This window comes from Planctomicrobium mucosum (genome assembly GCF_051466335.1).
Lineage (GTDB): Bacteria > Planctomycetota > Planctomycetia > Planctomycetales > Planctomycetaceae > Planctomicrobium.
Window position 1 is genome coordinate 4,259,005 of record NZ_CP195793.1, and the last position, 22,202, is coordinate 4,281,206.

General features: G+C 50.7%; 31 protein-coding genes. 4 read left to right on the top strand and 27 right to left on the bottom strand.

The features are described from left to right. Positions 1-835: 835 nt before the first annotated feature. Both SH668x_RS16915 and SH668x_RS16920 read left to right on the top strand, forming a co-directional pair. Positions 836-1,192, top strand: a complete 357-nt coding sequence (locus SH668x_RS16915; protein WP_437186236.1) for an STAS domain-containing protein — start codon at positions 836-838, stop codon at positions 1,190-1,192. Between the two features lie 248 nt (positions 1,193-1,440). Further along, positions 1,441-1,869 (top strand): ATP-binding protein, encoded by a 429-nt coding sequence (locus SH668x_RS16920; protein WP_437186237.1) that lies wholly within the window; start codon positions 1,441-1,443, stop codon positions 1,867-1,869. 100 nt (positions 1,870-1,969) lie between these two features. Here SH668x_RS16920 and SH668x_RS16925 read toward each other — a convergent pair whose 3' ends face one another. From SH668x_RS16925 to SH668x_RS16935, 3 genes are all read right to left on the bottom strand, one after another. Beyond that, the gene (locus tag SH668x_RS16925) at positions 1,970-2,530 is read right to left on the bottom strand and encodes a superoxide dismutase family protein (RefSeq protein WP_437186238.1); all 561 of its coding nucleotides are present in this window, start codon (positions 2,528-2,530) and stop codon (positions 1,970-1,972) included. Positions 2,531-2,823: 293 nt separating this feature from the next. After that, positions 2,824-3,936 (bottom strand): hypothetical protein, encoded by a 1,113-nt coding sequence (locus SH668x_RS16930; RefSeq protein WP_437186239.1) that lies wholly within the window; start codon positions 3,934-3,936, stop codon positions 2,824-2,826. Beyond that, positions 3,933-4,406: a hypothetical protein gene (locus SH668x_RS16935; RefSeq protein WP_437186240.1), complete on the bottom strand. Its 474-nt coding sequence runs from the start codon at positions 4,404-4,406 to the stop codon at positions 3,933-3,935. The genes SH668x_RS16930 and SH668x_RS16935 overlap by 4 nt, the downstream gene beginning before the upstream one ends. A 406-nt stretch (positions 4,407-4,812) precedes the next feature. Between SH668x_RS16935 and SH668x_RS16940 the strand changes: the two genes are divergently transcribed. After that, positions 4,813-5,409 carry an OmpH family outer membrane protein gene (locus SH668x_RS16940; RefSeq protein WP_437186241.1) on the top strand — a complete coding sequence of 199 codons (597 nt, stop codon included), beginning with the start codon at positions 4,813-4,815 and terminating at the stop codon, positions 5,407-5,409. 134 nt (positions 5,410-5,543) lie between these two features. On the opposite strand, the gene SH668x_RS16945 is transcribed toward SH668x_RS16940, so the two are convergent. The 23 genes from SH668x_RS16945 to rpsJ form a co-directional block, all read right to left on the bottom strand. Next, complete coding sequence (locus tag SH668x_RS16945) at positions 5,544-5,966, bottom strand: hypothetical protein (RefSeq protein WP_437186242.1); 423 nt, start codon at positions 5,964-5,966, stop codon at positions 5,544-5,546. 653 nt (positions 5,967-6,619) lie between these two features. Continuing rightward, positions 6,620-7,408, bottom strand: a complete 789-nt coding sequence (gene map / locus SH668x_RS16950) for a type I methionyl aminopeptidase (protein ID WP_437186243.1) — start codon at positions 7,406-7,408, stop codon at positions 6,620-6,622. A gap of 171 nt (positions 7,409-7,579) precedes the next feature. Beyond that, positions 7,580-8,941, bottom strand: coding sequence for a preprotein translocase subunit SecY (secY, locus tag SH668x_RS16955; RefSeq protein ID WP_437186244.1), 1,362 nt, complete (start codon positions 8,939-8,941; stop codon positions 7,580-7,582). Between the two features lie 294 nt (positions 8,942-9,235). Continuing rightward, positions 9,236-9,685, bottom strand: coding sequence for a 50S ribosomal protein L15 (gene rplO / locus SH668x_RS16960; protein ID WP_437186245.1), 450 nt, complete (start codon positions 9,683-9,685; stop codon positions 9,236-9,238). A 100-nt stretch (positions 9,686-9,785) separates the two neighbouring features. Continuing rightward, positions 9,786-10,268, bottom strand: a complete 483-nt coding sequence (gene rpsE, locus SH668x_RS16965; protein ID WP_437186246.1) for a 30S ribosomal protein S5 — start codon at positions 10,266-10,268, stop codon at positions 9,786-9,788. A gap of 100 nt (positions 10,269-10,368) precedes the next feature. Beyond that, on the bottom strand, positions 10,369-10,734 hold the full coding sequence (gene rplR, locus SH668x_RS16970) for a 50S ribosomal protein L18 (protein ID WP_437186247.1): 366 nt from the start codon (positions 10,732-10,734) through the stop codon (positions 10,369-10,371). Positions 10,735-10,820: 86 nt separating this feature from the next. Further along, a complete protein-coding gene (gene rplF / locus SH668x_RS16975) occupies positions 10,821-11,366 on the bottom strand; it encodes a 50S ribosomal protein L6 (RefSeq protein ID WP_437186248.1) in 546 nt (181 codons plus the stop codon). A gap of 63 nt (positions 11,367-11,429) precedes the next feature. Continuing rightward, positions 11,430-11,825 (bottom strand): 30S ribosomal protein S8, encoded by a 396-nt coding sequence (gene rpsH / locus SH668x_RS16980; protein WP_437186249.1) that lies wholly within the window; start codon positions 11,823-11,825, stop codon positions 11,430-11,432. Positions 11,826-11,887: 62 nt separating this feature from the next. Then, the gene (locus SH668x_RS16985; RefSeq protein WP_437186250.1) at positions 11,888-12,073 is read right to left on the bottom strand and encodes a type Z 30S ribosomal protein S14; all 186 of its coding nucleotides are present in this window, start codon (positions 12,071-12,073) and stop codon (positions 11,888-11,890) included. 85 nt (positions 12,074-12,158) lie between these two features. Beyond that, complete coding sequence (rplE, locus tag SH668x_RS16990) at positions 12,159-12,713, bottom strand: 50S ribosomal protein L5 (RefSeq protein WP_437186251.1); 555 nt, start codon at positions 12,711-12,713, stop codon at positions 12,159-12,161. Positions 12,714-12,820: 107 nt separating this feature from the next. Beyond that, complete coding sequence (gene rplX, locus SH668x_RS16995; protein ID WP_437186252.1) at positions 12,821-13,174, bottom strand: 50S ribosomal protein L24; 354 nt, start codon at positions 13,172-13,174, stop codon at positions 12,821-12,823. A gap of 2 nt (positions 13,175-13,176) precedes the next feature. Then, positions 13,177-13,551 (bottom strand): 50S ribosomal protein L14, encoded by a 375-nt coding sequence (gene rplN / locus SH668x_RS17000; RefSeq protein WP_437186253.1) that lies wholly within the window; start codon positions 13,549-13,551, stop codon positions 13,177-13,179. Positions 13,552-13,622: 71 nt separating this feature from the next. Beyond that, complete coding sequence (rpsQ, locus tag SH668x_RS17005) at positions 13,623-13,949, bottom strand: 30S ribosomal protein S17 (protein WP_437186254.1); 327 nt, start codon at positions 13,947-13,949, stop codon at positions 13,623-13,625. A 68-nt stretch (positions 13,950-14,017) separates the two neighbouring features. After that, the gene (gene rpmC / locus SH668x_RS17010; protein WP_437186255.1) at positions 14,018-14,218 is read right to left on the bottom strand and encodes a 50S ribosomal protein L29; all 201 of its coding nucleotides are present in this window, start codon (positions 14,216-14,218) and stop codon (positions 14,018-14,020) included. Positions 14,219-14,342: 124 nt separating this feature from the next. Then, positions 14,343-14,765 carry a 50S ribosomal protein L16 gene (gene rplP, locus SH668x_RS17015; RefSeq protein ID WP_437186256.1) on the bottom strand — a complete coding sequence of 141 codons (423 nt, stop codon included), beginning with the start codon at positions 14,763-14,765 and terminating at the stop codon, positions 14,343-14,345. Beyond that, the gene (gene rpsC / locus SH668x_RS17020) at positions 14,704-15,405 is read right to left on the bottom strand and encodes a 30S ribosomal protein S3 (protein ID WP_437186257.1); all 702 of its coding nucleotides are present in this window, start codon (positions 15,403-15,405) and stop codon (positions 14,704-14,706) included. The genes rplP and rpsC overlap by 62 nt, the downstream gene beginning before the upstream one ends. A gap of 37 nt (positions 15,406-15,442) precedes the next feature. Next, positions 15,443-15,787 (bottom strand): 50S ribosomal protein L22, encoded by a 345-nt coding sequence (gene rplV, locus SH668x_RS17025; RefSeq protein WP_437186258.1) that lies wholly within the window; start codon positions 15,785-15,787, stop codon positions 15,443-15,445. A 65-nt stretch (positions 15,788-15,852) separates the two neighbouring features. Beyond that, positions 15,853-16,122, bottom strand: coding sequence for a 30S ribosomal protein S19 (gene rpsS, locus SH668x_RS17030; RefSeq protein WP_437186259.1), 270 nt, complete (start codon positions 16,120-16,122; stop codon positions 15,853-15,855). A gap of 80 nt (positions 16,123-16,202) precedes the next feature. Then, a complete protein-coding gene (rplB, locus tag SH668x_RS17035) occupies positions 16,203-17,075 on the bottom strand; it encodes a 50S ribosomal protein L2 (RefSeq protein WP_437186260.1) in 873 nt (290 codons plus the stop codon). An 82-nt stretch (positions 17,076-17,157) separates the two neighbouring features. Beyond that, positions 17,158-17,481, bottom strand: a complete 324-nt coding sequence (rplW, locus tag SH668x_RS17040; RefSeq protein WP_437186261.1) for a 50S ribosomal protein L23 — start codon at positions 17,479-17,481, stop codon at positions 17,158-17,160. A 37-nt stretch (positions 17,482-17,518) separates the two neighbouring features. Next, positions 17,519-18,139 carry a 50S ribosomal protein L4 gene (gene rplD, locus SH668x_RS17045; protein WP_437186262.1) on the bottom strand — a complete coding sequence of 207 codons (621 nt, stop codon included), beginning with the start codon at positions 18,137-18,139 and terminating at the stop codon, positions 17,519-17,521. 90 nt (positions 18,140-18,229) lie between these two features. Further along, complete coding sequence (gene rplC / locus SH668x_RS17050; protein ID WP_437186263.1) at positions 18,230-18,967, bottom strand: 50S ribosomal protein L3; 738 nt, start codon at positions 18,965-18,967, stop codon at positions 18,230-18,232. A 118-nt stretch (positions 18,968-19,085) separates the two neighbouring features. Next, entirely contained in the window at positions 19,086-19,403 is a 318-nt protein-coding gene (gene rpsJ / locus SH668x_RS17055; protein ID WP_437186264.1) for a 30S ribosomal protein S10, read from the bottom strand. Between the two features lie 501 nt (positions 19,404-19,904). Here rpsJ and rpsR point away from each other — a divergent pair. Then, complete coding sequence (gene rpsR, locus SH668x_RS17060) at positions 19,905-20,183, top strand: 30S ribosomal protein S18 (RefSeq protein ID WP_437186265.1); 279 nt, start codon at positions 19,905-19,907, stop codon at positions 20,181-20,183. 119 nt (positions 20,184-20,302) lie between these two features. Here the strand turns inward: rpsR and SH668x_RS17065 are convergent, their stop codons facing one another. After that, entirely contained in the window at positions 20,303-21,211 is a 909-nt protein-coding gene (locus SH668x_RS17065; protein WP_437186266.1) for a hypothetical protein, read from the bottom strand. Positions 21,212-22,202: the final 991 nt, after the last annotated feature.

The window sequence follows — 22,202 nt, forward strand, 5'->3', positions numbered from 1 at the left end:
GCGATAGAATTTTCTCAACCACACTCATCCATTCTGACTTCTCGTGTCCCAGTGAGCAAATCTAATTCTGCAGATTACCCCTTGAGAGTCACGAGACGCACAGCTTCAACTTATTTGAGGGGCAGAGAGGCCAATTAAGACAAACCCCAGCAGAATCGCGGCGTTCACCCAGAGGCAAATCACGGAAATCGGGTCCGAGGCAGCGGACCTGAATAGTCGCACACATGAGGCAACCAATCCAAGGATTGCGACCCCGATCACTCCGATCCCGATCGCTGCAAGGATCAAGGGAGCCAGTAAATTCCCCGAAAAATCAGGTTTTATCCAGTAAATCGCAGCTAGGACGACTAAGTAGAGGATCGCAGATGGGAGTGACATCAACGTCGCAGCAACCGCCACTTTCCCAGCGTGGGAGTCCGGAGTTTCTATCGTCGTCACGCGACGACCATTGGCCGACCGGGGAGCAGCATTTATATCAGAAGAATTCTGCTTTGATCGTTTCTTCGAGGCCAACGAGTAGGCTCCAGTGAACTAGCAGGAGGATCGCGATCATCTCCGAATCTTGACTGGCATGCCCCCCAAATGAACTGCTTTTGGGCAATTCATTCTCAGGAAACATTTCGATCACCCAGGTGGACAGAACTCACATGGGACCGGACGCGCCAAAACGTTTCAAAGTCAACATGACCAACACGACTGCCACATGTCGACTGGCTTGACATCAACGGAGGCAGCCATGATGATCAAACCACGATCAAAATGGAAGCCCTCCGCAGTCCTGATCAGGCTATCGTCCACCTGATTACTTCTTGCGTTGCGTGAACAGGAATTTCAGATGTCTGCAGGCCAACGTCGTCTTGATATCGAACAAATTGGTGACGTCACAGTTGCGAAATTTGTTGACAAGAAAATACTGGATGAAAACAACATTCAGGTCATTGGAAATCAGCTTTTCGGCCTTGTTGAAGAAGATGGCCGAAAGAAGATTGTGCTCGACTTCTCCAACGTTGAGTACCTCTCAAGTGCGGCGTTAGGCAAATTGATCACCATGGAGAAAAAGGTCAAAGCTGCCGGCGGGAAACTTCGCCTGTGCAGTATTCGACCTGACATTTACGATGTGTTCGTCATTACACGATTGAACAAGCTGTTTGACATTCGTGACGATCAGCAGGTTGCATTGATGGGACTGTAAGTCCCTTTTCGATCATCTCCACTTAGGGATGAGTGCCAGCACGATCACACTTCGTACGCTTGGGCATCGTTCCTTGAGGATGACCAGACCCGACCAGTTCAACCTTGCCTCCCTGAAGTACCAGACCACTGTCCATCGAATCATAACCTGGCCTTGGATCACGTTCGGAACCATGACGGTAAACAACCACGGCCCGTCTAATCTGCTCTGATCTACTTTCGCAGCCTCACCAGTTGCCATCATCATCAATGGCTAAATCTTTCGACTTCGAGATCGTGTTCCCGAGCGAAACAAATCGTGGGTACGAGGTACAGGAAAAGATCCTGAACCTTTTGGAAGAGTATCACTACACTCCCAAAGACCACTTCAGCGTCAAGCTTGCTCTGGAAGAGGCACTGATCAACGCCATTAAACATGGCAATGGTCTCGATCCCGAAAAGCAGGTAATCGTCCGATACTCAGTCGATGAAATAGAAGCACGCATTGAGATTCAGGACGAAGGAGAAGGGTTCAATCTCGACGACGTCCCCGATCCTACAGAAGATGACAATCTCGAACGTCCGAGCGGGCGCGGCGTCATGCTGATGCGAGCCTTTATGACAAGTGTCACATACAACGAAACGGGAAATCTCGTTACGATGGTGAAGGCCAGAACGAACGCTGAACCAGAAGACTGACCTCAACGCCACAATGAGCATCGAAAAAGCCCGGCATGAATCTGATTCATGCCGGGCTTTTAATTTATCTCAGACCGCTTATCGCTGAACCGAGCTCACTCTATTTTGCTGCAATTTTGGGAGCAGCAGACAGTGCGATCACTCCAACCGCAACGCGGTCGCCGGAGTTCCCAGATGGCTGACTCTTGAGGTCGTCTTCACCAGCATGAACGACCAACGAGCGTCCGAGGACGTCAGCCAATTTCAGACCTGAAATCTTCATGTCAACAACTGCAACGCCGTCAGCGTTGGCTTCGATATTTCCAAGGTCACCAACATGGCGCACATCATCATGAAGACCGCCGTGCTCGTGACCATCTGGATTGTAATGACCGCCGGCAGCCAGCCCCTTTGGATCGCTCAGGTCTCCAAACTCATGAATGTGAAAACCATGCAGCCCTGGAGTCAGGCCGGTAACTTCGCCCTTGAGAACCGCCCCCTCTTCAGTTGCTGTAAATCTCAGCACCCCGTGAACTTCATTTCCTTGCGTTGGGGCCAACACTGAAACGGCATGTTTGACGACAGGATGAGCGTGGCCGTGACCATGATCATCAGCTGCGAAAACGCCGCTCATTAACATCAATCCGACAGACGCAGCGAAGACCGAAGCAAACTTCAACATGGGTCTCTTTCTCCATTTAGAAACTTGTCTGTGATGACAAAACTTGCGCCGAGACACTCAGCGACTCAATCAAAGTCATTCAGACCGAGAATTTTCATGAATAGCAAGCGAAGGCGTTGAGCTTCGTTTCGAATGCTCGATCTTGCTTAACCAGATCCAGTTTAACCCTTTCGCAGTTCAATTGAGAACCACATCCACCATGATCATCCGGAAATTTCAGGAGCACAAGTCTCTAAATGGAAAACTCGCTCAAGCCTCACGCTGAATCACGGGTTTGAACTAAAAACTCAAAACTACTGGCGCGCCCACTCGGGCACATCGCTCTCAGTAGTCGGCTCGGAACTCTCAGAAGTCGCAGAGGTCGCGGCAGAATCAAGTTTCACTTTCGAAGGCATTGCCCCCGGGACGGTATCACCGAGTCGCATCCTTCCTGAAACAGGAGGAAGTGCTTCGTGCGCCGAAGCATGCTGAATGGAGTTTGACTCAATCCGATCGATCGACTCTCCACGCCGGGCTCGCGCAACTTTGCCAATGTCGACCACTTGAGCATGCTTAGGCATCGTCCAGACATTTGACGTCTCAGTCAGACTCGGACAGTTGCACTCGGGAGCTCGAATATCCATGACCATCGACTGCTGAATATCAGGCCAATCCAGGCTGATCATCATCGGAATTTCATGTCCGCTGGGTTGCTTGGTGTAGTGGCTCATACGGGCTCGAGCCAGAATCTTTCCTCCCGGCAACCTCAAAAAGTGCTCCGCAACGTGCCCCTGAACGAGGTTCACACGAATCACTCTTTCAACATCCTGCCCCAATGGAGATTTCCGGGACGCAACCAGATCCACGAACCCATTCTGCACTTCAGGGCGAACCAGTTCAAACTCATCCTCGTTCAAAGGAACAACCCCAAACACTTCCATCAGCCAAGCGGGATGAATGTGAATCGGCATTTGTAGTTCATCTAACGCGACGGCGACGTCCTCATGACTCGCAGTCATCACTTCGGGAGCATCTTTGAACCAGATCCAGAAGCGTTCCGAGTTTGATCCGATATCAGCTTCCTGACCACCTGTGAGTGGATTGGAAACCATCAGGCGAAAATTGTTTGGAGCTTGAACGGCAATCGAAGCGGGAACCGAGGAAAGTGGAATGCTGCTCACCTTCAGTTTGACAGTGGATGACCGCCAACTCGTCAGACCGGGAACCCCTTCAGTGCCATCTACGTTTCGATTGAGATGCGCCACGATCTGTGACTTGGATGCTCCTGTATCGAAGACTGCAACTTCCTTGGGCTTCCAGACCGGAAGCCCAGCGCGGCACCCGATTCCAATCACGGAAATCAGCATCAGACAGACGATGCTCATCGAAAATTTGAGTTGCGACCTCGAGGTAATGAGTTCGATCATTCGTCATCCCCTCCAGCCGTCAACTGATGATCCAGTGCCTCACGGAGAGACTTCATTTCTTCATCCGAGAGCTGCTGGTCCCGAACTTCGAACGGGCCTTCACCGCGAACTCCGGAAAGCTCCAGAAATTCGATTCCATCTTCCTCTCGAGAACCATCCAGTTTCAGACGTCGTCGCTGCAGCAGATACAACGCGAGAACGTAAGCCAGTTTCTGCTGCTGTGTATTTTGCCCTTCGACCAGCTGTTCAAAATACTTCATCAATGTTTCAGCGTCGGTCGTCGCAACCTGACGAGCCGTTGGTACGGGCACTTCACACTTCCAGAAGCCGACCGCATCTTTCGGAATTCCCTGCCAACCCTCTTCGCTGAAATCGAGTCGCTCCTGAAGTCCTCCTTTTTCGATGAGAACCGAATAGCAGATTGTTCCTGGCGCAAGGGGCTTTCCAGTCCCTGCGCAGGATTTGCTCATCGGTCGAAATCGATAGTCCATCATTGAAGCACATCACAAATTCGGTGCTGGTCCAGCTGACCGCGGAAATGGGCTCGGATCCTATTTGCTATCGAGACTTTTGGACAAGAGGAATCTTGCATCACTGACTGATGCTGCAATTCCGCAAAAATCGTCTTTACGAAATTCGATAAAGTCGCTTAAGGTTACACATCACCCGCCTGGATGGCGGGAGTTTGATCCCCTAGATCGCCTCGCACTCGTGAATGGCGTTCCAGCGGCGATAAACGTAGCGTCTGAACAACCCTTTGCCTGCATTCGCCGCCACACTCCCCTGCGACAGGGGCTAGCATGGAGCTTTCACGTGGTCACCCAGTCAATCACCATTGCCTCAGCAGTGGCTTTATCCTGTTGCGCTTGCCTTGCCATGAGCTGGTTCAATCAAACCAAACCACAGAATGGACTCGGCATTGTCGATCTCGACCGCGTCTCCAAACAGCTGGGGCGCCAGTCCGAAATGGAATCCAACCTCCGGGAAAAAATTGAACTCGCCCAGAACAAACTGATGGCAATCGAGAAGGATGCCAACGAACAACTCGCCGCAGCTCGCAAAGGGCTGGGTGAGAATCCGACAAAAGAATCCGTCGCAAATTTTCAGCGGATGCAGCAAAGCGCTTCCGTCCAGTTCGGCCAATTGAAGTTACGAGCTGAACAGGAATTAAACGCCCTGCGCCAGCAACTTGTCTCCGACTTCCGGGAACAGAGTCGCCCCGTCGTCGAAGAGATCGCAAAGAAACATGGGTTCACGACTGTCATGACCCGCAATGACATGTTCCTGTTCTCTTATGAAAAAGCAGTCGACATCACTGACGAAGTCGCTGAACGAATGGCTGCGATTCAGCCCCCGAAGAAAGCTGCTGAGCCAGCTCAGGCGACACCTTCCGCGACCGCAGCTCCTGCTTCAGATGTTGCTGAAACCTCCAAGGAAGCCGGAGTTCAGCAAGTGAACTACGAAACGAAGTAGAACCTTCTGCAGACAACAACACCGCCGAGCAGAATCCTCAGTTCAAAGCAAAACGCCACATCAGACCCGATGTGGCGTTTTGCTTTGAACGATCAGCATCTGGAGCCATTCACTGTAGCGCTGACAATTGAGAGTCACTCCCGCCAAACGTCCTCAGTGCGGCCATCTAACTCATTCACAATTCGGCCAACACCGTAAGCTTCTGGAGTTTCAGCGAGCACTCGCAGCCAGATTTTGTGCCCTTCGTAATATCCATCGACTGACAGATGGCTACGCAATTCGTCATCCTCACTCATCGGATGCGGTTGCCATGCGGTGTTCTCAACAACGTGAAACATCTGCACCAATTCAACGACATCAACAGCGAATGGAGTGAATTTTCTGCTGCCGTCGAATTGTCCCCCCACAACTTCAGTCGCCGAAACGAATACCGTAATTTCCCAGGCGTCGTCCTCGAACGCATAGTGACATCCAATCGGAGGAAGATCGTCCGCACCGTAAATGCAATTGCAAATACCGTCGACGAATTCCTTCAACCAGTTTGGCTGACCTAACATGGAGTCACACTTTTGATCATCTAGGCAGGGGCATTTTTTCTGAAACGCAGGACCACAAACTCCTGCGATCGGAAGTAACACTCAATTTCAACAGATCAGACATTCCTGAGAGTTAGCGATGAGTCTGGTCAATACACCTTGGCCCGATGACCACTCACCACTTTTGCAATGCAAAATCAACCCCAGGCTGTGAGTCCTCTCTGATCCGAGACATCCAATGAAATCTCTCGAAGTAAACGACATCAGTAAACGCTTCTAAAAATCTCCGCATTCTTTGTGCCGCGAAGCAACACTTCGACACCTCGCGTCGCCAATTCACATCACCCCAAATGCAAACCAGTGTAACTTTTTCATCAGAACGTTTCGATTGATTGTCGTTGGCACGAAACTGATCAAATCTCTTTGCGCCCACCCAAACCAAACGATTCAACTTCAAGACATCTCGCGAAAGCAAATCTCACTTACTGCTCAATAACTGACAGCCTCAACTTCTTAGAAAGGAGACTAGTTGACCGAAAAACAACCACCTTAATACCAATGATGGATTAGCGACCAATGACTTTGTCGCTCCAGCGATCCATCCGGACCGACAAAACACATCAACCGGTCGGAGCGACTCGGCCGCTGAAGTGCAAAGGACGCAAATCCCGACTTCAACTAATATCTAACGGCTCACCAACACCTTCCGTGAGGATCACCGGGCCATCAGCCGTCACCGCGACGGTATGCTCGAAGTGAACGCTCCGCTTACCGTCCGCTGTGACTGCCGTCCAATGGTCTTTAAGGATTCGAACATTTGGAGTCCCTGCGTTGATCATAGGCTCGATTGCCAGCACAAGACCCGGCTGAATAAAGAAGTCTTCGTCGCGATTGTTGCGAATAATGTAGTTCGGAACCTGTGGCTCTTCGTGCATCTCGCGCCCAATTCCGTGCCCGACAAACTGCTCGACAGACGAAAATCCAGCCCCCTTCACAACCTTCATCATCATCCGGGCAACTTCGGACCATCGCTTCTTGGTTTTCAGACCGACAATCGCGGTACGCAATGTTTCCCGGCCAATCTCCATCAGTCGACGACTATCATCATCGATTTTCCCAATAGCATACGTCCACGCTGAGTCACCACACCATCCGTTGAGACGACATCCAGTATCGACACTCAGAATGTCACCTTCCTTCAGCACTGTGTCACCAGGAATTCCATGAACGATCTGTTCGTTCAAGCTCATACAGGTCACAGCTGGAAACGGGACTTTTCCGGGGAAGTTTTTGAAAAGAGGGATCGCCTGATGCGATACAAAATGAGCTTCGATCGCAGCATCAATCTCACCGGTCGTCACACCGGGAGAGGCCATTCTTGCTGCGATCTGATGAGCACCAGCGACCACCACACCCGCTTCCCGCATCAACGCGATCTCGCGTTTACTCTTCAAATTAATCATCCGAGTATCCCCATCGACGAAACGTCAGTCGCCGCAAAAAACCGCCTCACTGAAAACAAAATCAGCCCGGCACTTCGGCCAGGCTGATCACATCATATCGTAATCTCAACAGCTTCAACATTTGACAGGTGGCTCAGCCCGAATAAAGGAGTTGAGCTCGCCTGTGCAAACTTAAGCATCATCCGATTCCAACATGCCAGGCTTATTCCGCATGACGAGATGGCTATCAATCTTCTGGACCAAGTCCAACCCGACCGAGACCACAATCAACAAGCCTGTTCCACCGTAGAAACTGGCCACAAGCGGTGAAATATCCATCCCCGCAGCAATAATTGTGGGGATCACCGCAATGAGAGCAAGAAAACTCGCTCCGACATAGGTAATTCGAACCATCACCTGATCGAGATACTTCTCAGTGTGAGAACCTGGACGATATCCCGGGACGAAACTTCCATAATCCTTCAGATTCGCAGCCATATCCTTCGGATTGAAAGTAATGCTGGTCCAGAAGTAACAGAAGAAGAAGATCAAAGCGACGTACAACAGGTTATAGAGCAGACCACGACCGCCCCCACCAAACGCACCCTCAAGCGTGACAAAAATAAAGTTCTCTGGGAATGCCTGACGCAACCAAGTGAAGATGAACATCGGGAACATCAACAAGCTGGACGCGAAAATGATCGGCATCACCCCAGCCTGATTGACTCGCAGTGGAAGAAATTGTGTCTGGCCACCTAGTACCTTACGCCCGCGAACATGCTTCGCACTTTGGATCTGAATTCGTCGTTGGGCTTGAGTAATCGCGATGACACCAAGTACCACAGCGATGAACAGAACCCCCAGCGGCAGCAAACGGTCGATACCAGCGGCAGTTCCAAGGCCAATTCCGTCTTTAAATGCCGGACGAAGAAGTTCAAAGCCAGCAGTCGGCATCTGAGCCATAATACCAGCCATGATCAACAACGAGATCCCGTTCCCAACACCATACTCGTCGATCTGCTCTCCGATCCACATCAACAACAGCGTTCCTGCTGTCATCGTCAACGTGGCGACGAGTGAGTAGAACCAAGTATTGTACTCTTCCAAAATCAAGTTCTGTCCAAGAGTACCGCTGGCCAACATTCTGATCCAGAAGAAGCTCTGAAGAAGACAGATCACTACTGTTGCGTAGCGAGTGTATTCGTTGATCTTCTTGCGCCCAGTTTCCCCCTCTTTCTGCAGCGCTTCAAGAGGCGGATACACCTGCCCCATCAGCTGAAAGATAATAGAAGCGGAGATATAGGGCATGATCCCCAGACCGAAGATCGTCGCATTTCCAAGATTCGAAGCGGACAGCAAAGCCACTGCCTGCATCACCTGCCCCAAACCGGCCTGTCCCTGCATCCGCTTGAAGGCTTCAGCAAACTGCTCCTGATCGATGAACGGAAGCGGAATGTAAAAACCCATGCGATACACTGCCAAAAGGATCAGCGTAATCACAATTTTCTGACGAAGTTCAGGAATTGAAAAAATGGTTCTGAGCCGAGACAGCATCGAACATCCTTATATCGCCTGCCGCCGGATTAAATCCGGTTGACATGAACAAAAGCCCGCCGAGAAGACGCCACTATGGCGAAGGAAATTGCTGTAAGAGATAAAGGATAAAGCCTTGTCTCTGCAAGCCTGCCTACCCGGCCGAAACGGATACTTTTTTCTATTTTGTGACGATTCTTCAAAATTGAAGAAAAGATGCACTTCACATAAGCAAAACGCGGTTCGCCAAGAATGACGAACCGCGATTGAAATTCAATGTTCGCACTCAAAAGTCGCGACACTTCACAACATCGATTAGCTGAGAAGTTCGACGCTACCACCAGCAGCTTGGATCTTCTCAATCGCCGACTTGGAGAGACGCTGAGCTTTGACCACCAGCTTCTTGGTCAGCTCACCATCACCGAGGATCTTGATCAGATCAAACTTGCCTTTAGCGAGTCCACGTTCCGCAAGTGTCTCTGGTGAAACCTCTTCGCCAGCCTGGAAATGCTCTTCCAAGGTCCACAGGTTGATCGCGAGAACAACATCAGCAAACGCCGCGTTGTTGAAACCACGCTTCGCAACACGTCGGAACAAAGGCATCTGTCCGCCCGCGAAGCCAGTTCGGGACTTGTAACCACGACGGCTACCAGCTCCCTTATGTCCGCGACCTGCAGTTTTACCCTGGCCTGAACCCACACCGCGTCCGAGGCGTTTACGCTTCTTACGCTTTTGTATCCCACGATGGACGTCGTCAATGATCATAATAAGATCGTTTATCGCTGAAAGTTGAACTTGATCGTCAAAGTCAATGTCACTGAATCGATCTACGATCAGGACAATCCGCTGATACTATTGACTTGACTTAAATCTCGACGCCACGCAAACGAGCAACATCATCACGCGTACGAAGTCGAGTGAGAGCGTCGAAAGTCGCCTTCACCAGGTTCACTGGGTTCGAAGAACCGCGACTCTTCGACAGAATATCTCGAATACCCACCAGTTCTACAACAGAACGAACTGTCGCACCAGCGATGATCCCGGTACCAGGAGCGGCAGGAATCAGCACAACACGAGAAGCACCGAATCGGCCTTCGACTTCGTGTGGGATTGTGGTGTTCTGGCGTGAAATCGTTTTGAGCTGGCGATTTGCCTGCTTCGTTGCCTTCTCGACAGCGATTGGAACTTCCGACCCCTTCGCGTATCCATAGCCAACTCGACCGTTTTCATCTCCAACAACAACAAGTGCTGCGAAACTGAAACGACGTCCACCCTTAACGACACACGCACAGCGTCTGATCTGTACGACTCGTTCAGGATTTTTCGAACTTTGTCCGTTCTCTGCCACGTGGGCGACTCCTCAGGCGGGCTACCCAGTATTCAGTTATTGGATCCGAAGATCACTGAACACCATTGGGTGATTTCAACGCCCAGATTGTTAAGTCTCGTTAGAAATCCAAACCTGCTTCTCGAGCTGCGTCAGCGAGAGCGGCCACACGACCATGGTAACTGTTATCGCCGCGATCAAAAGCAACTTCTTTGATCCCAGCTGCAAGAGCACGCTCTGCAACAACCTTACCAATGCTTTTTGCATCATCAACGGTACCATGGGCTTTACCCACACCGCCGAGAGTCTTTTCCATGGTACTGGCTGAAACAAGCGTACGACCTGCTTCGTCGTCAATAATCTGCGCCGAGATATGACGATTGCTTCGGAAAACAGACAGTCGCAAACGACCGCTTTCCCGAATGCGGTTGCGAACATGATTGCGCCGTCTCCAACGCTGCTTCGCAATTCGCTCTTGAACCTTCATGACATTTCCGCCTGTTTCAATTCACAATATTGAATTCGTCGTCAGCAGTGTATCACAACCTGCCGTACTGCGCCACCCAAACGGTATTAGCTACCGAACGCTTTTCCTGCCTTACGGCGAACAACTTCACCAACGTACCGAATTCCCTTACCTTTAAACGGCTCGGGCGGACGGACGCGACGAATGTTCGCTGCGAACTGACCAACAGCGTGCTTGTCAGCGCCTCTGACAACGATCTGCGTTGGAGCTGGAATCTCGCAGATGACCCCTTCAGGAACGGTCAACTTAATGATGTTCGCGAATCCAACCTGCAATGAGACAACTTTATTTGCGAGTGTTGCCTGGTATCCGACACCCTGAATTTCGAGTTTCTTCTCAAACAGAGTTTCGACGCCAATCACCATGTTGGCGATTAACGCACGAGTCAATCCGTGCAGAGAGCGATTCAACCGCACGTCGTCAGGGCGGGTCACGACAATCTCTTTGGCCGCTTCATCAACAGAAACCGTGATGTTTGGGTGCCAAACGTGAGACAACTCGCCGTTTTTGCCTTTGACTCGAATTTCCCCATCCTTGATGGCGACTGTTACACCACTTGGGATTGAGATCGGCTTCTTACCAATTCTTGACATATTTCACTCGATGCGTTTCGCCTGACGGACCCAGAAAGATCGCCAAGTCTCAACTAAAATTGCTTACCAGATCTCACAAAGAACTTCGCCGCCGACGTTCTTTGATTTCGCTTCACGATTGCTCAACATCCCTTGGTTTGTGGAGAGCACGTAAATTCCCATTCCCTGACGAACGTCTGTCAGTTTACGAGATTCAGTGTAAATTCGCCGCCCTGGTTTGCTGACACGTATGATCTTTTGAATCACGCGTTCGCCTGTTGGGCTGTACTTCAGATTGATTCGCAGAGTGCGAGCCGGTGCGGTATCCAGGACTTCATAATCCCAGATATACCCCTCGCGTTGGAGCACATCAGCGATTCCCGCCTTCACATTTGAATGTGGCATATCCACACTCACGCGTTCGATCAAAATCGCGTTTCGAATGCGGGTCAACATATCTGCAATCGGGTCTGTCATCATGATATTTAAATTCCTCGGCCGCCAGTCTTTACCAACTGGGAATCGGGCTCATGCAATTTCGATTACCAGCTAGCTTTCTTTGCACCTGGAACCAGGCCGTTAAGGCACAGGTTACGGAAGCAAATACGGCAAACTTTGAATTTACGATAAACAGCGCGTGGACGACCGCACAACAAACACCGACGAACCAATCGGCTGCTGAACTTTGGAGTACGATTCGACTTTGCGATTTGTGCCTTACTGGCCATTTGGATTCCTTCGCCGAGAGTCTAACGACGAACTCGAAAATGTTGTTATCTAGATCATACTGAATCGTTTCGACTCAGTTCGTCATTAGCTCTTAGACTTGCTTTCTCGGAATGGCATGCCGAAAGCCTTCAGCAGCATTCGACCCTCATCATCAGTCTGAGCTGAAGTGACGATCGCAATGTTCATCCCTTGGATGTTCTTCACCTTATCAGCATTAATTTCGGGGAACACAACCTGCTCATTCAAACCCAGGCTGTAATTGCCACGACCATCAAAGGCATTAGGGTTGATACCGCGGAAGTCACGAACTCGTGGTAAAACCAGAGTGATCAATCGGTCCAAGAACTCATACATGACCTTCTTTCGAAGTGTCACGCATCCGCCGATCCGCATTCCTTCACGCAGCTTGAAATTCGCCACAGACTTTCGAGCGAGTCGTACAGATGGCTTCTGCCCAGTGATCTGCCCGAGATGCTCGATCGCTTCGTCGAGGATCTTCTGATCCTGAATCGCCTTGCCGACACCCATACTCACCACGATCTTCTCAATCCGTGGGATGCTGTGCGGATTTGTGCGTCCGAGAGACTCCGAAAGTTTCGGAAGGATCTCTTTGCGATATTTCTCAACTAACCGAGCCATGGTTCCAACTCAATCTTTACCAACTCAACCGTATGATGTTTCCGCATGGATCAATCAGACTGTGACGAGGTCACCGGACAGCCTGGCATCACGATGCACATTCTTTATCACTTAGCAGCGTAACGAGCACGTGCTGGGCTTGTCTGGCCCGCCGACTTTTCGCACTTACGGCAGAAACGCTCTTTAGAACCGTCTGCGAGATACCGGTAGCCGAGCTTAACGCCCTGACTACAGGTTCCACAGTAGAACTGTACATTCGCGCTGCTGATAGGCTTTTCGAGTCGAAGACGACCACCCTGTGGACTCTTCGGATGCCCTCGCTTTACATGTTTGTAAACGAGGTTAACACCTTCGACCACAACCTTTGATCCGTCAGCCTGAACTGACTGGACAAGACGTGGAGTGCTGCTTTTGTCGTCGCCGGATACAACGACGACCATATCACCGCGTTTGATTTTCATAACTACACCACCTCTGCAGCGAGGCTGAGGATCTTCATAAAGCGTCGATCACGAAGTTCACGTGCAACTGCACCAAAAATTCGAGTTCCACGTGGATTACCGTCGTTGTCAACTAACACGATAGCGTTGCTGTCAAAACGAACGTAGCTACCGTCATCACGTCGTGTTCCCTTACGGCATCGAACAACAACACCACGTGTTACACGACCAGACTTGAATGCATCCGGCGCGCCAGCTATTGACTTCTGAATACTGACGACGACAACATCGCCCAACCCAGCTGCGCGACGTTTCGTTCCGCCCAGCACACGAATGCAGCGCACCGTTTTTGCACCGGTGTTATCCGCAACATCCAACATAGTCTGCATCTGAATCATGACGACACTGTCCTTGATGCCCTGGCGGCACTACCAAACCGAATTGAGCGGAATCGAGACATCAAACTCGACTACTTCGCACCTTCCGGCAATTGATTCTCCAACTCACCTGCCTTAGCAGCTGCAATTGACTCACGAGTCAATTGTGATTCAACATCACCAGCTGCTGAAACAACGCGAACAAGCTCCCAACGCTTTGTCGCTGAATGAGGACGTGATTCGACGATTTCAACCGAATCACCGACTTTCGATTCGTTCTTCTCGTCGTGCACATAGCAAACCGTACGACCGCGTACGATCTTCTTGTACTTTGAGTGCTGATAAACACGACTGACGTCAACACGACGCGTTTTATCGTTGCGGTCACTGACCACGGTTCCAATGAGCGTTCGTCGCATCTCGTCACTACCTAATGTTTTGCCTGATTGACTTTTCTAACAATGACACCAACACACCGGGCGGCTGACTACTGTGCAGCCAACTCGCGCTCACGCACGATTGTCTTCATGCGGGCGATTGACCGACGCAGCCTCTTAAGAGTGCTAGGTGCGTCCAACTTTTCAGTTGATGCCTGCAGTCGAAGACGAAACAATTCGTTCTGAGTTTGCTGAAGCTCGGAAGCCAATTGCTCCCCGCTCATCTCGCGCAACTCTTTAGCTTTTGACATTTTAATGCTTCACTTTCTGACTCCCGGCAATTCGGGGCCATCAGTATGCTGATGCGAATGAAACAAAGCAAGCAAGCCGCTGAAATTTCTTACTGCGGCCTGCTTTTTCACCCGAGTTTTAGAGTTATGTTCCAGGAACGCGCTCAACGAGACGCACCTTGACTGGCAGCTTGTGAGCGACACGAGCAAAGCAATCCCGTGCGGCTTCTTTACTTGCGCTGCCAATTTCGAACAACACTGTTCCAGGTTTCACGACCGCGACCCAGTGATCTGGTTCGCCTTTACCCTTACCCATTCGAGTTTCCAGCGGACGAGCAGTTACCGGCTTGTCTGGGAAAATTCGAATGTAAAGCTTACCACCCGAAGCTCGGATATACTGTGTGGCTGCAATACGGCACGCTTCGATTGTCGTGGCGCTCACATGCCCCGGCTGCATCGTCTGTAAACCGAATTCGCCGAACACAACAGTATTACCACGAGTGGCGTTACCTTTTATGCGACCTCTTTGGTTTTTTCGATGCTTGACCCGTTTCGGCATAAGAGCCATCGGTATTCTCCTCGTCCGCGTAATCGCCTAGATCGACCCAAACCTTGACACCAATGACGCCTTGTGCTGTCTGGGCTATTGCAAATCCGTAATCCACTCGACGCTGAAGGGTCGAGAGAGGGATTGACCCACGGCTCGCCTTTTCACATCTCGACATTTCTGCCCCGCCCAAGCGGCCGGACAGTTGAACCTTGACTCCCTTTACGCCCGCTTCCATTACCTGGTCCAGCGAACGCTTGATTGCACGACGGAAACTTCCGCGTTTAATCAACTGTTGTGCCATGTCTTCTGCAATCAATTGAGCCCGTCGAAACGGGTTATTGATTTCAATGATCTTTACTTCCATACGTCGTCCGAAGACGTCTTCCAATCGAGCCTTCAGGCGATCGATTTCTTGGCCTTTACGACCAATAATGATCCCTGGACGAGCGGAATGTAGGTATACGACCACTTGGTCACGAGTGCGCTCAATCTCGACTTTGTCGATCGCAGCGGACTTGTACTCTGTATTGATGAATTTACGGATTTTTTGATCTTCAACCAGAAGATCGCCAAATTCCTTCTTGGTCGCATACCAACGGCTACGCCAGTCTTCAGTAATGCCGATGCGGAAGCCAAGTGGATTTGTTTTTTGTCCCATTTTACTTGCTCTCGTCCCTAGACGCTTATGCTAAGACCTATTCCACTTCCGGTGCATCGATTGCCACATGGATGTGTGAAAACCGACGACGAATCATGAAAGCCTGTCCGCGTGACATTGGACGAAGACGCTTGAACATCGGTCCGCCGTCTACCTGGCAATCCACGATTGGCAAACTATCAACATTACGAGCTCCGCGGTCTTCAGCATTTGCAGCTGCACTTCGCAGAACCTTTTCTAAAAATCGTGCCCCGCGATTCGGAACGTATTTGAGTGCGTTCAGTCCTTCCTGAACGGACATACCCCGAATCAGGTCGGCAAAGGGGCGCACCTTCGTCGCGGCAATTCGCGCGAATCGATGAGTGGCTCTAACTTGTGACATTTTTCCCCTCGCTTCATCTGCAAGCGTTGTTGTGGACGTTTGTGCCCTCAACGTTGACTGTTCTATTAACGATTACCTTTGGCACCGTGACCACGGAAAGTACGCGTTGGGGCAAACTCGCCCAACTTATGACCAACCATGTCTTCTGTCACATACACCTGCAGATGGACCTTGCCGTTATGGACCATGAAGGTATGACCAATAAACTCAGGCGAAATCGTCGAGCGACGCGCCCATGTCTTGATCTGCTGTTTTGCCCCGGTGGCGTCAAGACGAGCGATCTTCTTCAGCAGTGTCTCGTCAACGTAGGGGCCTTTTTTCAGCGACCGACCCATAACAACTCTTCCTCAATAACTTCGTGACAATCAGGTATTCTGTGATCAACAAAACGGACGCCGTTCAGCTGACTCTTAAATCAGACCTTCTTCAGACCATTGCGACGCGAACGACGGCGGCGAATGATTGCCTTCGAAGATGCCTTACGTCGCTTGCGGGTGTTACCACCCTTTGCCAAACGGCCAGTTGGGCTACAAGGATGACGACCACCAGCGGTACGGCCTTCTCCCCCCCCCATCGGATGTGCTACTGGATTCATCGCAGTACCGCGGACGTGAGGACGAATCCCCTTCCAACGATTACGACCTGCTTTACCAATATTGATCTTGATATGCTCGGAATTGCCAACAACGCCAATGGTCGCTCGGCAGAGTGCTGGAAGTCGACGAACTTCACCAGATGGAAGAGTGATCTGTGCCCACCCTTTGTCGGTTGCGTTCATTACGGCACTACCGCCGGCAGATCGGACCAATTGACCTCCCCGCCCAGGCTGCATTTCAATATTATGAATCGCTGTTCCGGCAGGAATTCGACCAAGTGGAAGACAGTTGCCGTTCTTAGGCTCTGCGTTTGACCCGTTGAACAGAACGTCACCAGCCTTCATCCCCTCAGCGGCGATGATGTAGGCTTTTTTGGTCAGATTTGTCTCTGGACACTGAAATTCGACCAGCGCGATGCGTGAGGACCGGTTCGGATCGTATTCGATGTGAGTGACATTCAACGCAACGTCATCAACACGTCGCTTGAAATCAATCATACGATACATCTTACGATGACCGCCGCCACGATGACGAGCGACGATTTTACCGTGATGGTTACGTCCACCATGTTTTGGCAAACGGATCGTCAGACTCTTTTCTGGTTGCTTCTTACGATCGGTGATTTCGGCAAAATCACTGACCGACGCACCACGACGTCCTGGCGTTACCGGTTTGTAAAAACGAATCCCCATCGGATCATCCCGAAATGTTCAAATAGTCTCAATAAGTCGCAGGCTTTACATCAAAGCGACACGACGGAACCGAACGCTACTCTTAGAAGAACGAAATACGATCATCTTCGTGCAGCTGAACGATCGCCTTCTTCCAGTCTGTCGTGTGACCGACGAGAACACGACTACGTCGTGGCTTTCCACGTCGAGTCTGAGTCCGCACTTCCACAACACGAACATTCCAGAGCTTTTTGACAGCGTCACGGATGTCGGTCTTTGTAGCCTGCGGATGCACTTCAAATGCGTAGGCATTCAACCGCTCAGACTGATGCACATTCTTTTCCGTTACAAGCGGACGAAAAATGACTTGATGTGCTTCGAGCTGGATTCCGCCCACCTGAGCTGATTCAACTGTTGGAGTCGACACGACTTCTCTCCTGATCCGGATGCACTGCTAATCAAAATTAGCCAGCGACAACCGCCTCTGTTTGATTCTTACGGGCTTGATCAATCGCTTCTTTAGTGATCAACAAGCGCTTTTGATGCAGTAGCTGATATGCATTCAATTCGCTAACCGGGGAAATCCACAGATTTCCGATGTTGCGACCCGATCTCCACACGGTGGTGTCGTGATCAGGAATCACGAGCAATACACTCTCGTTAGCGACTCCCAATGCTTTCAGCATCTCGGAAATCGTCTTTGTTTTGATTTCGGCAACTTTGAATGCATCGACCACGGTCGCTTCTGCATCCTGGAACTTGCTCAATAGGGCCATTCGTGTTGCTGTTCGAACTGCCTTCTTGGGAAGACGATAGCTCCAATCCTTCGGACGCTTAGCGAAGGTGTGACCCCCGCCACGTCGGGTAGGAGAGCGTTTCGTACCAACGCGAGCGTTCCCCGTCCCTTTTTGGCGGAAGAGCTTCTTGGTACTTCCTGCCACTTCACCACGAGTCTTGGTTCGGGAGGAACCTTGTCTCTGGTTGTTTTCGTACATCACCACTACGTCGTGCAGCAACTGCTTGCTGATACGATCGGCGAGGTCAGCACCATCAAAGTCATAGGAACCGGTACCTGAACCGTCCATGCCTCTCAAAGGTGCAGAAATTTTTGTATTCTCAGCCATCGCTCTGTCTCTAAACTGCGTATATAAACAACCACCGCAGGCCGCACAACTTTACTTGGCCACTCGAATCATTACATAGCCGCCGTTTGGTCCAGGAACAGCCCCGTTAACCAACAGCATATTATTTTCTGCATCAACTCGAACAAGAGTCAGATTACGCATGGTGGACCGCTCGTTTCCGTAGCGACCAGCCATCTTAATCCCCTTCTTAATCGAACCCGATGTACCGCGGTTTGTCGCGTTAGCACCGATCGCACCGACCTTACGGTGAACCTTTTTCGCACCGTGTGCATCACCTTGGCCAGAGAAGTTATGACGCTTCATGGCTCCGGCTGTTCCACGGCCTTTTGTGGTACCGATGATATCAACAGCCTTAATGCCATCGAACAGGCTTGCAGTCAGCACCTGGCCAACTTCAACACCGTGCTGCTCACCGTCAACTCGAAACTCACGAACATACTTCTTAGGTTCGCAATTCGCTTTTGGACGACTTTCAACACCAGCTTCAGCCAACTTCTTCTGCCGCTTACTCTTCAACGAAGCAACGTGACCGCGCTCAGAGCGGTTTGCACGACTTCGATTACGCTGTTCTTCAGGACGTGCCTGATCCTTCCAGCTCAACTTATCTTCAAATCCCAACTGAACCGCTTCATATCCATCGCGATCAGAGGTCTTCACTTGCAACACCGCACATGGTCCAGCCTCGATGACGGTAACTGGGATTACCAGTCCATCTTCGCCGTAGACCTGTGTCATTCCAACTTTTCGTCCGAGAAGCCCGACGGGCATGGCTCGACCCCTTAATATTTCAACGCGTACACAAGCTGAACCAACCACACAACCTCAGGCCAACAACGAGAACGCCTGACGTGAATGCCGCCCTCAACAGAAACGGCAATCAATCCGCTTATGTGGACGCTTTAATCTTGATGTCAACACCAGCTGGCAACGAGAGCTTATTCAGAGCGTCAATCGTCTTGCCGGTTGGCTGAACAATATCAACAACCCGCTTGTGCGTCCGAATCTCGAACTGCTCTCGCGACTTCTTGTCAATGTGCGGGCTTCGCAACACAGTGTATCGCTCAATGCGAGTTGGCAACGGAATTGGACCGTGAACAACAGCACCCGTCCGCTTGGCGGTATCAACGATATCACTCGCCGACTGATCAAGGATGGTATGATCAAACGCTTCCATCCGGATCCGAATTCGTTCGTTCGCAGCCACGACTTAACTTCCTTCGCCTGAACATTTTGAGCCACGCAAATGGCAACACCGTAAGCCTCGCCCCGGTGCGGGAAACGGAGGATGTTAATTGCCCCTTCGCCGCATGTCAACAAACTCCACTCCCCAATTCTCAACAAGGTTCGCAGGATTTTTAAATTTCTCCAGACGGTCGTCCTCGCCTTCCGGCATCGTCGTCGGAGTTAATTTCGCCATTATGCAGACCTAACAAAGCCCATCGCACCACCGAAGATAGACCTACACGACTCCTGTGCACGCCAAATTTCTTTCACCCGCGCAAGCCGCTGTAGCCCCCCCTTCTTCAGCTTTAACCTACACAGCTAAAGAAACATAACTCTTCGCGATCAGGCCAACGCTACAGGTGCTCCGCAAACGATTTTCCGACATTTTCCCGATCCAATTCCGCGATGGATTGCAGGAGTGCCTTCAGTCTGCCATAATGTGCCGCTTCCAAAAGTACGTATACAGTCTCAGGTGTGATTGATGGCGACTCTGAACAAAGTTGATATCCGCAAGATTCGCAAGAAACGAGCCCGACTCAAGCGCAAGCTGAAGTGCCGATTCTGCCCAGATGGCCACATTCCACGTCCTGTGTATGTGGACTACAAAGACACAAAGACTCTTAAGCAGCTCGTCGACCGAGAAGGACGCATCCTTCCACGTCGTCGCACTGGAACAAGTGCGATTTTCCAGCGTGCTGTTCGCGAAGCAATTCTGCGAGCTCGTTTTATTGGCCTCATGCCATACGTAGCTGACGAGTAATTCACCTTATGGTGATGAGTACACAAAAGAGGCCTGACATTTTGTTAGGCCTCTTTTTTTATTTTACGTGATTGAAGTCGAAGTGATTTCCCCGCCTTATTCACAGGGCAACGGTCGCTCTAATCGACTGGTAGCATGTAATTTGCGGTGGGCACCGCCTTCTGGGTGAGCAACCCTACCTCTCTCAGGAAGTAGTGTGCCAGTTGTGCATTTCCAATTTCGGAAGGGGTCACACCATCAGCCTGGTACCAGTGTGCTTCCGCCATTTCTTCCCAGTAGCCCCAGTGGTCAATCACGATCGCAGAGGACTCAAGAGCACACCCCCGAATGGCCTCGAGCTTAAGCCGCCAATCGAGAGAAGCGTTTTCGCCAGAAACTTCCCTGTAGTGCGGAAGGTTCACGATTAGGGTTACGCCAGCCTGCCGGAGGCGATTCGCGCAATAATGAAACCTCTTTTCATAGGCGATTAGCGGCTCTTCTGACTGAAGAACTTCTTGTATCCCGAAGCTGTAAACAGCTATTTGTGGCCGAAATTTGAGCACTCGACGCTCGAGCTGATTACTGAAATCACTGACCAATAACTGTGGCGCTTCCGTTGTGAGATAGGAATCCTTCTTTCTTCCAGTCGCGTTTGTAATGGAATTCAGCAGACCAGGAATTCGCAGCTCCGTGCCCCCTTCGCTCCCTCGAGGAGAGAGCCAGATATCGCCCGTAAATACCCAGGTAAATGGGTGTTTCGATGTCAAAAGCCGTAGGAATCCAGGAATGGTCAGCGCAGGCTTTTGAGCTGCAATGGGTGGCAATCCAACGTCACTTTCCAGCCCAGAATCTCGCGATTTTTTTGCGTTTTTTAGCCGCGAAGATGGAAGTAGACCTTCTTGCGATGAATCTTCAGACAACAAACTCACTTCGAAGCCTGCGATCACGGGCTCGCAATCCAGCGACAGCGAATTTGACTCTGCTGCGCGGCTAAGAAGTAGCATTCTGCGGCGTCGACTTGCATCGCTAAAACGGGCTGAAATCGCCATAGGACTCAATTAGAGGCCATGCCTCATTTGGACCTGAAACAGTTGTCAGTATTGTGGTTGCGACCATCTCACAACCGCAAAAGGCTTGGTACCGCGAGATTGCAATGACTTGCTACTTCAAGGATGTCATCCACTCTCTACTTCGAGTGAAATTTCCTGCGGATTCTCCGACTTTGGAAGCGGTCTGGACAATACCGGTTGCTTCATCAGTGCATCGATTTTATTCCGATCAATCGCGTTTGAGTGAATAATTTTCCTTAGGAACATTCAATCCTCACTACTCCGTGAAATCAATTGGAGATATCCCAATTCTTTTGCGATGACGCCCCCACATACCCATCGCTTCGTGTTCGACATTCAAAAGACGCTGACCTCACGGCTCATCGAGTTCGCCGACACCACTGACATTGCCTGAGTTTTGTTCTAAACAAACGGCAGTTTCGGAGCTTGCAACTCAACTGCGCACAAGCTTTTAGTACCTTTGAGAGATCTGGGTGAAATCTCTGCGAAGCCCCAAAGCGGTCAGTCCATGCCTCTGACCGAACATGCACCACGTCAATCCTCAGCGGCGATAACCGGTAGGAAGAACCACACCTCCGGGAGCACGGTCGGCCAAGCTCGTAACCGCGCCAATCGTTTTCAACTTCTCCGAACCAACCGAATCTACCGGTTGCTCCTTCAAATACTCTATTCGAGTTGAAACTTCTCCATCGAATCCCACCAAACAGACGCCACTCACCGCAAACAACTACCATACAGCCACTTACAGATTCAGGAAAAGCTCCGAACCCTTGTCGCCAATGACTGCGCCAGCCACTTTAGAACCTCCGAAGGCACACCGATCAAAACTATTCCTGCACATCTTCAATTTGGGGGAGATGCGAAGCCAATACACCTCGTTCCGTTTTCTCCATGTCCATTCTTTTTCCCCTCTCCATTCATTCAGTTACGAAGAGAGGTGGTGCGTTTCGACAGCAATTTAGGTCGATCA

What these genes read in the sequence shown, in the direction of transcription:
- SH668x_RS16935 (WP_437186240.1), bottom strand. Translation starts at nt 4,406, where the DNA reads ATGAGCAAATCCTGCGCAGGGACTGGAAAGCCCCTTGCGCCAGGAACA.
- rplR (WP_437186247.1), bottom strand. Translation starts at nt 10,734, where the DNA reads ATGAAGGTTCAAGAGCGAATTGCGAAGCAGCGTTGGAGACGGCGCAAT.
- rpsC (WP_437186257.1), bottom strand. Translation starts at nt 15,405, where the DNA reads ATGGGACAAAAAACAAATCCACTTGGCTTCCGCATCGGCATTACTGAA.
- rplX (WP_437186252.1), bottom strand. Translation starts at nt 13,174, where the DNA reads ATGAAAATCAAACGCGGTGATATGGTCGTCGTTGTATCCGGCGACGAC.
- rplF (WP_437186248.1), bottom strand. Translation starts at nt 11,366, where the DNA reads ATGTCAAGAATTGGTAAGAAGCCGATCTCAATCCCAAGTGGTGTAACA.
- rpsS (WP_437186259.1), bottom strand. Translation starts at nt 16,122, where the DNA reads ATGGGTCGGTCGCTGAAAAAAGGCCCCTACGTTGACGAGACACTGCTG.
- rplC (WP_437186263.1), bottom strand. Translation starts at nt 18,967, where the DNA reads ATGCCCGTCGGGCTTCTCGGACGAAAAGTTGGAATGACACAGGTCTAC.
- SH668x_RS17065 (WP_437186266.1), bottom strand. Translation starts at nt 21,211, where the DNA reads ATGGCGATTTCAGCCCGTTTTAGCGATGCAAGTCGACGCCGCAGAATG.
- rplE (WP_437186251.1), bottom strand. Translation starts at nt 12,713, where the DNA reads ATGGCTCGGTTAGTTGAGAAATATCGCAAAGAGATCCTTCCGAAACTT.
- rplO (WP_437186245.1), bottom strand. Translation starts at nt 9,685, where the DNA reads ATGATCATTGACGACGTCCATCGTGGGATACAAAAGCGTAAGAAGCGT.
- SH668x_RS16925 (WP_437186238.1), bottom strand. Translation starts at nt 2,530, where the DNA reads ATGTTGAAGTTTGCTTCGGTCTTCGCTGCGTCTGTCGGATTGATGTTA.
- SH668x_RS16920 (WP_437186237.1), top strand. Translation starts at nt 1,441, where the DNA reads ATGGCTAAATCTTTCGACTTCGAGATCGTGTTCCCGAGCGAAACAAAT.
- rplN (WP_437186253.1), bottom strand. Translation starts at nt 13,551, where the DNA reads ATGATTCAGATGCAGACTATGTTGGATGTTGCGGATAACACCGGTGCA.
- rplP (WP_437186256.1), bottom strand. Translation starts at nt 14,765, where the DNA reads ATGGCTCTTATGCCGAAACGGGTCAAGCATCGAAAAAACCAAAGAGGT.
- rplV (WP_437186258.1), bottom strand. Translation starts at nt 15,787, where the DNA reads ATGTCACAAGTTAGAGCCACTCATCGATTCGCGCGAATTGCCGCGACG.
- rpsH (WP_437186249.1), bottom strand. Translation starts at nt 11,825, where the DNA reads ATGATGACAGACCCGATTGCAGATATGTTGACCCGCATTCGAAACGCG.
- rplD (WP_437186262.1), bottom strand. Translation starts at nt 18,139, where the DNA reads ATGGACGGTTCAGGTACCGGTTCCTATGACTTTGATGGTGCTGACCTC.
- rpsQ (WP_437186254.1), bottom strand. Translation starts at nt 13,949, where the DNA reads ATGCGACGAACGCTCATTGGAACCGTGGTCAGTGACCGCAACGATAAA.
- SH668x_RS16945 (WP_437186242.1), bottom strand. Translation starts at nt 5,966, where the DNA reads ATGTTAGGTCAGCCAAACTGGTTGAAGGAATTCGTCGACGGTATTTGC.
- SH668x_RS16930 (WP_437186239.1), bottom strand. Translation starts at nt 3,936, where the DNA reads ATGATCGAACTCATTACCTCGAGGTCGCAACTCAAATTTTCGATGAGC.
- secY (WP_437186244.1), bottom strand. Translation starts at nt 8,941, where the DNA reads ATGCTGTCTCGGCTCAGAACCATTTTTTCAATTCCTGAACTTCGTCAG.
- map (WP_437186243.1), bottom strand. Translation starts at nt 7,408, where the DNA reads ATGATTAATTTGAAGAGTAAACGCGAGATCGCGTTGATGCGGGAAGCG.
- SH668x_RS16940 (WP_437186241.1), top strand. Translation starts at nt 4,813, where the DNA reads ATGAGCTGGTTCAATCAAACCAAACCACAGAATGGACTCGGCATTGTC.
- rplB (WP_437186260.1), bottom strand. Translation starts at nt 17,075, where the DNA reads ATGGGGATTCGTTTTTACAAACCGGTAACGCCAGGACGTCGTGGTGCG.
- rpmC (WP_437186255.1), bottom strand. Translation starts at nt 14,218, where the DNA reads ATGTCAAAAGCTAAAGAGTTGCGCGAGATGAGCGGGGAGCAATTGGCT.
- rpsR (WP_437186265.1), top strand. Translation starts at nt 19,905, where the DNA reads ATGGCGACTCTGAACAAAGTTGATATCCGCAAGATTCGCAAGAAACGA.
- SH668x_RS16985 (WP_437186250.1), bottom strand. Translation starts at nt 12,073, where the DNA reads ATGGCCAGTAAGGCACAAATCGCAAAGTCGAATCGTACTCCAAAGTTC.
- SH668x_RS16915 (WP_437186236.1), top strand. Translation starts at nt 836, where the DNA reads ATGTCTGCAGGCCAACGTCGTCTTGATATCGAACAAATTGGTGACGTC.